Source organism: Acinetobacter seohaensis (assembly GCF_056431365.1).
Map to the genome: position 1 here is coordinate 1 of NZ_JBWKMK010000117.1, position 12,192 is coordinate 12,192.

General features: G+C 41.0%; 11 protein-coding genes. All 11 read left to right on the plus strand.

The genetic code is table 11. The features are described from left to right. Positions 1-122 precede the first annotated feature (122 nt). The 11 genes from AC07E5_RS10515 to galE all read left to right on the plus strand — a co-directional run bounded on the left by AC07E5_RS10515 (position 123) and on the right by galE (position 11,977). Positions 123-911, plus strand: coding sequence for a heparinase II/III family protein (locus tag AC07E5_RS10515; protein WP_498625420.1), 789 nt, complete (start codon positions 123-125; stop codon positions 909-911). After that, a complete protein-coding gene (locus AC07E5_RS10520) occupies positions 908-2,074 on the plus strand; it encodes a glycosyltransferase (RefSeq protein WP_498625422.1) in 1,167 nt (388 codons plus the stop codon). The genes AC07E5_RS10515 and AC07E5_RS10520 overlap by 4 nt, the downstream gene beginning before the upstream one ends. A 16-nt stretch (positions 2,075-2,090) precedes the next feature. Next, positions 2,091-3,044, plus strand: coding sequence for an NAD-dependent epimerase/dehydratase family protein (locus AC07E5_RS10525; protein WP_498625423.1), 954 nt, complete (start codon positions 2,091-2,093; stop codon positions 3,042-3,044). Between the two features lie 14 nt (positions 3,045-3,058). Beyond that, a complete protein-coding gene (locus AC07E5_RS10530) occupies positions 3,059-4,069 on the plus strand; it encodes an MraY family glycosyltransferase (protein WP_498625424.1) in 1,011 nt (336 codons plus the stop codon). Continuing rightward, positions 4,062-4,589 carry an acetyltransferase gene (locus AC07E5_RS10535; RefSeq protein ID WP_498625426.1) on the plus strand — a complete coding sequence of 176 codons (528 nt, stop codon included), beginning with the start codon at positions 4,062-4,064 and terminating at the stop codon, positions 4,587-4,589. The genes AC07E5_RS10530 and AC07E5_RS10535 overlap by 8 nt, the downstream gene beginning before the upstream one ends. A 44-nt stretch (positions 4,590-4,633) precedes the next feature. Beyond that, positions 4,634-6,508 (plus strand): polysaccharide biosynthesis protein, encoded by a 1,875-nt coding sequence (locus AC07E5_RS10540; RefSeq protein ID WP_498625428.1) that lies wholly within the window; start codon positions 4,634-4,636, stop codon positions 6,506-6,508. Positions 6,509-6,596: 88 nt separating this feature from the next. Then, entirely contained in the window at positions 6,597-7,478 is an 882-nt protein-coding gene (galU, locus tag AC07E5_RS10545) for a UTP--glucose-1-phosphate uridylyltransferase GalU (RefSeq protein ID WP_498625429.1), read from the plus strand. Between the two features lie 170 nt (positions 7,479-7,648). Further along, positions 7,649-7,891, plus strand: coding sequence for a hypothetical protein (locus tag AC07E5_RS10550; protein WP_180112724.1), 243 nt, complete (start codon positions 7,649-7,651; stop codon positions 7,889-7,891). An 81-nt stretch (positions 7,892-7,972) separates the two neighbouring features. Further along, complete coding sequence (locus tag AC07E5_RS10555) at positions 7,973-9,241, plus strand: nucleotide sugar dehydrogenase (RefSeq protein WP_498625431.1); 1,269 nt, start codon at positions 7,973-7,975, stop codon at positions 9,239-9,241. Continuing rightward, positions 9,241-10,962, plus strand: coding sequence for a glucose-6-phosphate isomerase (gene pgi, locus AC07E5_RS10560; RefSeq protein WP_498625433.1), 1,722 nt, complete (start codon positions 9,241-9,243; stop codon positions 10,960-10,962). Before AC07E5_RS10555 ends, pgi begins: the two co-directional genes overlap by 1 nt. Further along, positions 10,955-11,977 (plus strand): UDP-glucose 4-epimerase GalE, encoded by a 1,023-nt coding sequence (gene galE, locus AC07E5_RS10565; protein WP_180005901.1) that lies wholly within the window; start codon positions 10,955-10,957, stop codon positions 11,975-11,977. Before pgi ends, galE begins: the two co-directional genes overlap by 8 nt. Positions 11,978-12,192: the final 215 nt, after the last annotated feature.

Here is a 12,192-nt window from a genome sequence, read left to right on the forward strand (position 1 = left end):
AATCATGATACGCCACGGTGGTTGTGTTTTGTGTTAGCGCATTAATAAATACAACCACCTTTTTTATTTTTCAAGCGATAATTATAATATATTTCAACAGTTTAAGCCTTAAGTTGGCGCGTATGGGCATTGCCCCCACCTTTAAAAACTTAAAGAGCTATGCAGTAGCTTTGAATATTATAGATGATTATGAAGTAGCAAAAAAAACTGATGCTTATTTGGAAGAAAGCGGCTATATATCAATTTATGGTGATGACTATAAAATGATTGTAGATGTTGCAAAAGTTGGTCCCGATTATCAACCAGGCCATGCGCATGCAGATACATTGAGTTTTGAGTTAAGTATTGGAAAAGAACGTTTATTCGTAAACTCTGGTATTTCTCAGTATGGTTTAGGTGAGGAGCGAAACCGTCAGCGTAGTACTTCTGCACATAATACTGTAGTTATAAATAATATTGATTCTAGTGAGGTCTGGGCGGGGTTTAGAGTGGCGCGTAGAGCATATCCAAAATTAGAATCCCTTGAATTTAATGATAATGGTATAATTAATGGTTTTAAAGCTTCACATAATGGTTATTATAATTTAGGACTTAATATTTCCCATCAACGAAGTTGGATGTTTAATAAGCAAAAGTTGATTATATCTGATTTGATTCTAGGAGAGTATGAAAATGCAGAGGCAAAATTTCATTTACATCCAAATGTTAAAATTACATCTTTAAATGATAATAAGTTAAATTTTGAATTAGATGAATATAAGGGTGAAATAAGTTTCAGTACGGACTCGGAGTTAAATATTGTAAAAGGTACGTGGCATCCTGAGTTTGGAAAAAAAATAGAAAATCAATGTGTAAGTGTGAATATTTTAAAAGGGATGTTAGAAACAACTATTTCGTGGAGTCGTAAATGAATTTACTGATCATAAGTTTTTTCTATAAACCTGACTTGTCTGCAGGTTCATTTAGAACTACAGCATTGGTAGAGAGTATTGAGCAGAAATATCCTACAGCTAAAATTGATATCATCTCAACTTTACCTAACCGCTATAAAGATTTTTCTGAAGATTGTAAAAAAATTGAATATAACGGAAATGTGACAATTTACAGAGCGGATGTGAGTACAAAAGTCTCAGGAGTATTAGGGCAAATTATTAGTTTTATTCTATTTTTTTTATTCACATTTAAATTAGTTATTGGAAAAAAATATAATGTGGTCTATGCGACATCTTCACGTCTAATGACTGCTTTTTTAGGTGCTTTAGTAGCGACAATAAAAAGAGCTTATTTGTATTTAGATATACGTGATATTTTTATCGATACAGTAGAAGATGTTTTTCCAAAAAAAATGACAGTTTTAGTTCTACCGATACTGTCAGTAATTGAAAGATTTACAATTAATAAGGCACATAAAGTAAATATGGTTTCAAGAGGTTTTTTACCATATTTTGAAAGTAAATTTAAAAACAAATCGTATAGCTTTTATACGAATGGAATTGACTCAATATTTTTAAATAATATAGTAAAAAAAACACCTAATATAGATAGGAATAAAACTGTTGTATATGCTGGAAATTTTGGCGATGGGCAAGGCCTACATAAAATTATCCCACAGTTAGCAAAAAAGCTTGAAAATAAGGCAAGTTTCCAATTGATTGGCAACGGTGGGAGGAAAAAAGAACTAGAAGAGCAATTAGAGAAATTAAATGTAAATAATGTAGAAATTATTACACCTGTAAATAGAATTGAGTTGTTAAAATTTTATGAAAATGCTGATATTCTATTTTTACATTTAAATGACTATGATGCTTTTAAGAAAGTAATCCCATCAAAAATTTTTGAATATGCTTGTTATAATAAGCCAATTTGGGGTGGATTGTCTGGATATGTTGTCGACTTTTTAAATGATAGTATGCATGGGGCATATATCTTTGAACCTTGTAATGTGGATGAGGCCGTAAAAGCATTTAATAATATAGATTATGACATTAAGCCACGTGAAAAGTTTATTCATTTATATACACGTAGTAATATTATGAATAATTTAGCTGACGATGTTATGGCATTAACTAAATAATTTCAGGAATAAATTTATGCCTTTTGTTTCACATACTTTAATCACAGGTAGCAATGGTTTTTTAGGCCAATATTTATCTCTATTTTTGGCTGAAAAAGGCTATTCAGTTTTAGCGAATACACGTAAAGCCCGAACATTTGACCATCCAAATATTAGTAATATCAATTTTGACCTAAATGACAATTTAGACGATATTGATTTGAGCGAGATTGAGGTTATTATTCACTGTGCAGGTCGTGCGCATGTCATGCATGAAACTGCTGCATCGCCACTTGAAGCATACCGCCAAACCAATGTGCAAGGTACTTTAAACCTTGCACAAAAAGCGGTAAAAAGTGGCGTTAAACGCTTTATCTATTTAAGCAGTATTAAAGTGAATGGTGAACAAACTACTACGCAAGCCTTTCACCCCAATGATGATGTCTACACAGATGATCCGTATGGCCTATCTAAATATGAAGCAGAACAAGCCTTACTTGAGCTATCTCAACTTACAGGTTTAGAAGTGGTTATTATTCGTCCAGTCCTCATTTATGGCCCTAATGTAAAAGCCAACTTTAAAAGTATGGTGAACTTGGCAAGTAAAAAAATCCCTTTACCTATTGGTTGCTTAGACAATAAACGCAGTATGGTGAGCATCTATAATTTAGCCGATCTAATTCATACTTGTATGACTCATCCTAATGCCAACGGTGAAGTATTTCTAGCCAGTGATCAGGATGACATTTCAGTCAAACAATTATTTGAAAAATTAGCAAAATACCAAAATAACCAATTGCTGATGCTACCTGTACCGAAAAGCTTGATCAGTTTTCTTGCAAGTTTGGTGGGGAAAAAAGCGGTTGCCTCACGGCTATGCTCAGAACTGGTGGTAGATACCACTAAAAATACTCAACTTTTAGGTTGGACAGCACCGTATAATGTTGATACAAGCCTAGAAAAAATGTTTAACACACCGCATAGAAACTGAGCCTAGTCATAAATATGTCCATGCTATCCCTTTTTATTTTCTTTTTACTTGCGTTTGCGATGACCTATTTCATGCGAGCTTACGCCCTCAAGAAAAATATAATAGATAATCCCAATGAACGTAGTTCCCACAGTGTACCTACACCACGTGGTGGTGGTGTTGCGGTTGTATGTAGCTACTTATTGGCGCTGGCGGTGTTGATCTATAGCCAACAATTGACGTTACATATTGGCTTAACTCTTATGGCAGCGGGCTTTGTCATCGCTTTACTTGGCTTTTTAGATGACCATGGACATATTAACTCCATGCTACGTTTAGCCGTTCATTTTTTGGTGGCAATAGGCGTGGTCATCAGCTTGGGGGGCTTTAGCGAAGTTACGGCTTTTAATGGTCTGCAACTTGGTTTTATCGCCAATATCATTGCGGTATTATTTTTGGTGTGGTTGTTGAATCTATATAACTTTATGGATGGGATTAATGGTATTGCCAGTGTTGAAGCCATTACCACTGTAGTCAGTATGGCAATTTTATATTATGTACTGAATACCACATTAAACATAGACATATTGTGGTTATTGGCAGCCTGTGTATTTGGGTTTTTACTCTGGAACTTTCCCAAGGCCAAAATTTTTATGGGCGATGCCTGTAGCGGATTTCTCGGTCTCACTTTGGGTATTTTGGCGCTCATCGCCCTAAAAGAAAACTTGGCACTGTTTTGTGCATGGATTATTTGCTTAGGTGTGTTTGTGGTCGATGCAACATATACCCTTATTAAACGCGTGTTGAGTGGCTATAAAATGTATGATGCGCATAGGAGCCATAGCTATCAAATTTTATCGCGTAAATGGGGGAGTCATACCCCCGTAACGTTGGCTGTCGCAGCCATTAACCTATTGTGGTTATTTCCTATCGCTTATATAACTGTTACACAACCATGGGCATACCCTGAACTGGCAGTACTGATTGCCTATTTGCCATTGTTATTTGTGGCTATAAAATTCAAGGCAGGTCATCCCGATGCTTAATAAACCCAGCTTGTTAATTTTAGGTGCAGGTGGATATGGTTTGGCGGTTGCAGAAGCTGCTGAATTTAGCGGAAAATGGCAAGAGATTATGTTTGCCGATGACCGTTGGCCTGAAACACAACATGTAGATGACTATAATATTGTGACAAATATTGCCAGTTTAAATCAGCTGGAGATTACGCATCTTCAAGCGATTGTGGCTGTAGGTAATAATGCATTACGTCAACAATGGCAACAGACTTTGCGAGCCTTGGGTGTAGAATTGACATCGGTTATTCATCCACACAGCATGATTAGTCCAACCGCTCAAATCGGTCTAGGGGTTAGTGTGATGGCAGGGTGTGTAATTAGTCGTAAAACTGTGATTAACGATGGTGTAATTTTAAATATTGGTACATTATTGGATCATGACGTTGTCATTGAGGAATTTGCCCATTTAAGCGTGGGAGTAAAAGTAGCGGGTGGTCAAAGTATCGCTGCACATTCATTTTTAGAGGTTGGAACCTGTATTCTGCATTAAATAATACGGTGTTTTAAAATTCAAATATTAATAATTGTATATCTATGAAATCCATTATCGAACCTGCTGTAGAATCTCCACGCGCTGCCAAACTCGCCTTTTTAGTTGTGCTGGATTTCTGTGTATTTCCTGTATTGCTGTGGCTATGTTATGCCATTCGCCAGTTTGATTTGGGGGCAGAAGTTGTACCCAATTTGGCTTTTGGTTCGGTATGGGCGAGTGTGATTGCAGTTGTATCGCTGTTTATTTTTGGGGTGTATCGCTTTATTGTGCGTACCTACAGCGAACTGTTTATGGTCAAATTGGGGGTGGGTACGGCTTTGACTGTGGCAGGGTTATATGCGTTGGCATATTTTACCGATGCCTTTATTCCCACTTCTATTCCGCTTATGTTCGGCTTTCTCATGTTCGCTTGGGTCTGGTTTAGCCGTGGTTTTATTCGCTTTATCGTGCGTTCTTATTTACAGGCCGATATACAAAAAAAACGTGTGGCGATTTATGGTGCAGGCAATGCAGGACAGCAAATTGCAGGAGCACTCTACAATTCCGATGAACACTTACCCGTGTTGTTTATTGATGATGATCCATCACTCACTGGACAACAGTTGGGCCGTTTAAAAGTCTATGATGCAGAAACAGCATTAAAAGTCATGCCGAAAAAGCATATTGATGAAATTTTGATTGCACTGCCTTCTGTCGGGCGGATGCGTAAAAGCGAGATCGTCAAATTTTTAGAACCTGCACATATTAAAATTACCGAAATTCCAGGACTGACCAAACTGGTCGATGGTGAAATTCGCGTATCGGATATTCAGGAAGTCGATATTATTGACTTGCTCGGGCGTGACCCTGTGCCGCCAGTACCCGAACTGTTGGCTAAAAATATTCAAGACAAAATGGTCTTGGTTACAGGGGCGGGTGGTTCCATTGGTTCTGAACTGTGTCGCCAAATTGTTAAAAATAAACCCAAAGCCTTGGTGATTTATGAACTGACCGAATTTGCGTTGTATAGCATTGACAAAGAATTACGCTTAAATAGCGATGTCACGATTATCCCGATTTTAGGTTCAGTGTTGGATCAGGCCAAACTAGAGCGAGTGATGGAACAGTATAGGGTTCAAACCGTGTACCATGCGGCTGCTTACAAACATGTGCCCTTGGTAGAATGTAACCCATTGGCAGGTTTGAAAAACAACGCTATTGGTACGGCATTTAGCTTAAATGCAGCGGTCAAAACAGGTGTAGAAACCTTTGTACTCATTTCTACCGATAAAGCCGTGCGTCCAACCAATGTCATGGGGGCGTCTAAACGTATGGCAGAATTGTATTGTCAGGCGATGGCAGAAGCGCAAGATCAGACCCAAATTAGCATTGTCCGTTTTGGGAATGTTTTGGGTTCATCGGGTTCGGTGGTGCCGTTGTTTAAACAGCAAATTGCCAAAGGTGGACCCATTACCGTGACTGATCCTGAAGTCACCCGTTACTTTATGACCATTCCAGAAGCCTCGCAATTGGTGATTCAGGCGGGTGCTTTAGGTCAGGGGGGCGATGTATTCCTGCTGGATATGGGTGAACCTGTACGCATTCAGGACTTGGCCCGTCAAATGATTGCACTGAGTGGTTTAAAAGTACGAGAAACAGGCAGTCAGGAAGGTGATATTGAAATTCAATATTCAGGCTTACGCCCAGGCGAAAAACTTTACGAAGAATTGTTGATTGATGCGGATAATACCGAAGTGACCCAGCACAGTCGTATTTTGCGTTCTTATGAAAAAATGTATCCGTTGGATGAATTGCTGATGGTGTTCGAGCGTATGCATGACTTAACCGCAATTCAAAGTGATATCGACTGGGCTTTAGCACAGCTTGAACACTATGTGGATGGTTATGCGCGTGGTACAGAAATTAAGGTGAACTAAATTTCAAAAACTAAGTTGAAGTAAGTCAATTCAACTTGTTGATGAGTAAAATTTAACTAAAAAATTTGTGTGAAATCAGGTATCTGAGATGATTAAAAAAGCCATTTTACCCGTTGCTGGTTTAGGCACCCGTTTTCTGCCAGCCAGTAAAGCCATTCCCAAAGAAATGGTGACTGTGGTCGATCGTCCTGCGATTGAATATGTGGTGCGGGAGGCAGTTGCAGCAGGGATTGAGCAAATTATTTTGGTGACCCATTCCTCTAAGGCCTCCATTGAAAACTACTTTGACCGTAACTTTGAGTTAGAAACAACTTTGGAACAAAAACAAAAACTGGATTTGCTCAAAGAAATTACCGAAATTTTACCTGCACATGTCAGTGTCGTGAGTGTACGTCAGCCACAGCCTTTAGGCTTAGGGCATGCGGTTTTATGTGCTAAATCTGTAGTGGGCAATGACGCTTTTGCGGTACTGTTGCCCGATGTATTGGTTAAAGATGATGCTGCACAAAATGACTTGGCACGCATGATTCAGCGTTTTGAGCAAAGCAACGCTGCACAGATTATGGTCGAAGCAGTGCCAGATCATCTGGTCGATCAATACGGTATTGTCGATGTAGCCACAGCACCTGCTGAAGGTGAAAGTACCGTGATGCAGGGCATTGTCGAAAAACCCGCAGTAGGCACTGCACCTTCTAATTTATCGGTGGTGGGGCGTTACGTTTTGCCTGCAGAAATTATGACTTTGCTCGAAAACACCCCTAAAGGGGCGGGTAATGAAATTCAATTGACTGATGCGATTGCCATGTTGCAACAAAACAGTGTGGTGGAAGCTTACCGTATGCAAGGTCAGACTTTTGACTGTGGCAGTAAGTTGGGTTACTTAAAGGCGGTGTTGCATTATGGGCTTGATCATCCAAAACTAGGTGATGATTTTAAAGCCTTGATTCAAGAATTAAAGATTGAATCTTAAGGATGGGTTGAGGGAGGAAAGATTAGAAAATCTCTCCTAGCCTCCCTTCTTACGCAAGAATTTAAAGCAGTGCTTAAACTCTGGCTCAGGGAGGAACATCCATTATAAAGCTTTTGCTAGTGCGAACTTCCCCCTTTGAAAAAGGGGGATTAAAAAAAGGAGAGCCAAATATGGTGAAAACTTCCAATGTTGAAAATCTCTCCCAACCTCTCTTTAAAAAAGAGAGGGGTGCTCATTATAAAATTGATTTTATGTGCGAAAATTTAAAGCAGTGCTTAAATTCTTGCTCATGGTGGAACATCCATTATAAAGCCTTTGCTAGTGTGAACTTCCCCATTTTCAAAGGGGGATTGAGGGGGATTAAAAAACCTGAAAAGTTATTCATATATGATGTAGGAAAGGATGAAATGTAAAAATCCCTCCTAACCTCCCTTTAAAAAAGGGAGGAACCCACGTGAAATAAACAGCATCAACCAATACACAGGAACCACATTTTGAAAGTCGCAGTCTTCGGAAAAACCCTCTATGCAGGCGTGATGTCTGCACTCTTGGCAGAATGTGGGCATCAAGTCTATTGGTGTGATATCTTTCAGGATGCTGCCCATCCACTCGAACAGCAACATCTCAGCTTTCAAGACCAAGCCTTGAGCCTGTTATTACAACAACAATGCAGTAAGGGCTTTTTACACTATTGTGATTTTGCTGCATTGCCTTTAGATGTGGATGTGTATCTACTCAGTTTGAACCCGACTGAAGAAGCTCACGCCTTAACTGTTTTGCGGCAGTTGCAACAACGTCCGATCATTCACCCTAAATTGATGATCAATGCCTCGACTTTGGGTTTAAATGGCACACAGCGCCTGAAAAAAATCTTGCCACAAGATGACTGGATGTATTTGCCTGACATGATTCAAGAGGGTAATGCCATTCAAAGTATGACTCGGGCACAGCAACTCACGGTGGGTTGTGAAAATGAACGTGCACAAGTCAAACTCAAAGAATTACTCCGCCCTTTATTTCCCCGTGCACAGCAATACCTGTTTATGCCCGTGTTGGATGCAGAATTTACCAAACTGAGTATTTCCGGCATGTTGGCGACTCGTATCAGTTATATCAATGACTTGGCAGTGGTGGCAGAAAAACTCGGGATTGATATTGAGCATGTGCGGCAGGGTATGGCGGCAGATAGCCGTATTGGTGCATCATATATGTATCCTGGTGCGGGGTTTGGCGGTGAAAACTTTAGTCATGATATTCAGACTCTGGCCAGTACCGTATCCACCACAGGGGTGAAAAGTCAGCTGTTGGCGCAGGTCTGGGACATTAACGAACAACAAAAAGAACTCTTGTTTAGAAAGCTTTGGAATTATTATCAGGGCGATTTAAACGGTAAAACCGTGGCGATTTGGGGCGCAGCCTTTAAAGAAAATACCGCACGGGTGCAACATTCTCCCATTCATGTGATGTTGCCTGCATTGTGGGCGCAGGGTGTCACGGTAAAACTGCACGATCCACAAGCCTTACCTGAAATTGCGGCACAGTATGGTCAGCGTGATGATCTGATTTTATGTGCAGACCAATACCAAGCGGTAGAAGGTGCATCGGCATTATGTGTGCTGACCGCTTGGAAACAATATTGGAGTCTGGATTACCCAACTTTATTGAAGCAGATGGAGCATCCGCTGATTTTGGATGGTCGCAATATTTATGATCCTGAATTTGTGAAGGCACAAGGTTTTGCTTATATGGGAGTCGGTCGCTAATGATTCGTAGCACAATGCCACAGACGCAAAGCTCGATCTCCCCAAATGACAATGCCTTGTCGCAGTTACAACAATTGCAGCAACAGTTTCAGAATCTGCATTTAAATCAGCTGTTTGCTCAAGATCCGCAGCGTTTTCAGCGTTTCTCGGTGGCTTTGGACAGTGTGCTGTTTGACTATAGCAAGCATCGGATTGACGCCAAGGTGTTGCAGACTCTGGTTCAGTTTGCACAGCAGAGTCAGCTTGCTGAGTGGATTCAACGTTTATTTTCAACGGCAACTGGCTCAGAGAAAATCAACTATACCGAACAGCGCGATGCGATGCATTGGGCCTTGCGTTTGCCTGCGACCAGCACAGCAGCAAGCGGTTCCGAACAGACCGATGCCTACGCTGCATTGACTGAGCAAGTCCATACCCAGCTTGAGCGTATGTATGCCTTGGTGGAAAAAATCCATGCAGGCCAATACCGTGGTGCCACGGGTGAAGTGATTCAGGATGTGGTCAATATTGGTGTCGGTGGCTCAGATTTAGGCCCGTTGATGGTGACCCAAGCCTTATCTGATTTTAAAGTGGCAACTGAAAAACCACTGAATGTACATTTTGTGTCTACCATGGATGGCAGCCAGCTATCTGAATTGCTGCATCGTCTGCGTCCTGAAACCACTTTATTTATTATTTCGTCCAAGTCTTTTGGCACTATTGATACCTTATCCAATGCACAAACGGTGAAACAATGGCTAGAAAAGGCTTTGGGCACACATGCGCAAATTCTGAAACATCACTTTATTGGGGTATCCACCAAAGCCGATAAAATGACCGCTTGGGGCATTTGTCCTGAAAATCAGCTCTTGCTTTGGGATTGGGTGGGTGGTCGCTATTCGTTATGGTCGTGTATTGGCTTACCGATTGCCCTGACCATTGGCATTGCGGGTTTTCAGCGGTTTTTAGCAGGTGCTTATGCGGTTGATCAGCATTTTCAAAATGCTGCATTTGATCAGAACATCCCAGTGCTGATGGGCTTGCTTGGGGTATGGAATAATAATTTCCTGAATATTCAGACTCATGCGGTCTTGCCTTATGATGGACGTTTAAAATACTTCGCTTCGTATTTACAGCAATTAGAAATGGAATCGAATGGCAAGTCGATTCAGCGTAATGGCGAGGCGGTGAGCGTCGATACTTGCCCGATTGTTTGGGGTGAGGTCGGGCCGAATGCACAGCATGCGTTCTATCAATTGTTGCATCAAGGGACACATGCGGTCAGCTGTGATTTTATTGCCCCTGTGCAGCGTTATAATGGGAATCAATTTACCTATGCTGAAAATGCTGAGGCTTTGGTAGAGCAGCATCATTTGGCCTTGTCTAACTGCTTGGCACAGTCGCGGCTTTTGGCCTTTGGTAATCAGGCTTTAGATCAGCAGGAATTAGATGGCTTAGCGGCATATAAGCAGTACAGTGGTAATCAGCCAAGTAGCAGTATTTTATTGCAAGAACTCAATCCGTATAGCTTAGGCATGTTGATTGCTTTGTATGAACACAAAGTCTTTGTACAATCGGTGCTGTGGAATATCAATCCTTTTGACCAATGGGGCGTAGAAAAAGGTAAGGAAATTGCCAATCAGCTTTTGCCTATTTTAAATGGGCAGCAACAGGATTTATCGGCACTCGATGCATCGACTCAAGGTTTATTAAAAATTTTATTAGGAAAAATAGATGGCTAATATTTTAGTCACAGGCGGTGCGGGCTATATCGGTTCACATACCTGTGTTGAGTTGCTGAATGCAGGGCACAGCGTGGTGGTGCTAGATAATTTATCTAATAGCTCGGCAGAGTCATTGGCGCGGGTGCAGCAACTGACGGGCAAAACCTTGCAGTTTATTCAGGGTGATATTCGTGATGCTGCTGCTTTGGATGCTGTGTTTGCTGCACATCAAATTGATGCAGTGATTCATTTTGCAGGACTCAAAGCAGTGGGAGAAAGCCAACAAATTCCACTGAGCTATTTTGATAACAATATTGCGGGTTCAATTAGCTTGATGCAGGCGATGCAGCGCGCGCATGTGTTTAAATTGGTGTTTAGTTCATCGGCTACAGTATATGACGAATCCAATATTTCGCCGTTGAATGAAGAGATGCCAACGGGTATGCCAAGCAATAACTATGGCTATACCAAGCTGATTGTGGAACAGCTTTTACAAAAAGCAGCCCTTGCCGATGCACGTTGGTCGATTGCGCTATTGCGTTATTTTAATCCTGTGGGGGCACATAAAAGTGGCTGCATTGGCGAAGACCCACAAGGTATTCCAAATAATTTAATGCCTTATGTCACCCAAGTGGCGGTGGGACGTCGTGAAAAACTGTCAATTTTTGGGCAGGATTATCCCACACCAGATGGTACTGGTGTGCGCGATTATATTCATGTGGTCGATTTGGCCAACGCGCATTTATGTGCCTTGAATAACCGTTTGACTGCCCAGGGTTGCCGTGCTTGGAATATTGGTACGGGTAATGGAATTTCGGTGCTGCAAGTGAAGAATACTTTTGAACAGGTCAATGGTGTGCAGATTCCATTTGAGTTTGCACCACGTCGTGAAGGCGATGTGGCGATATCTTTTGCAGATAATAGCCGCGCCTTGCAAGAACTGGGCTGGACACCACAATATGGCCTAGAAGATATGTTGACTGATAGCTGGAACTGGCAAAAGCAGAATCCGAATGGTTATCGTCAAAATTAATCATTCTAGCCATACACTCAGCCACAAGGTTTAGAGCATAAAAACGGGAGTCAGTTTTGACTGTTCCTTAAAATGTATTCAAACATACTCAAGGACTAATTCGCACTCTGTTAATGTCTTGTTGCCAAGCGTGTAACTAGAGCCTGAGTCGGTCAGTTCCGACTTGTAGCGGTCAGTCCGTTCTTGCAATATACGCTTTACAGTTTTGTAAGGCG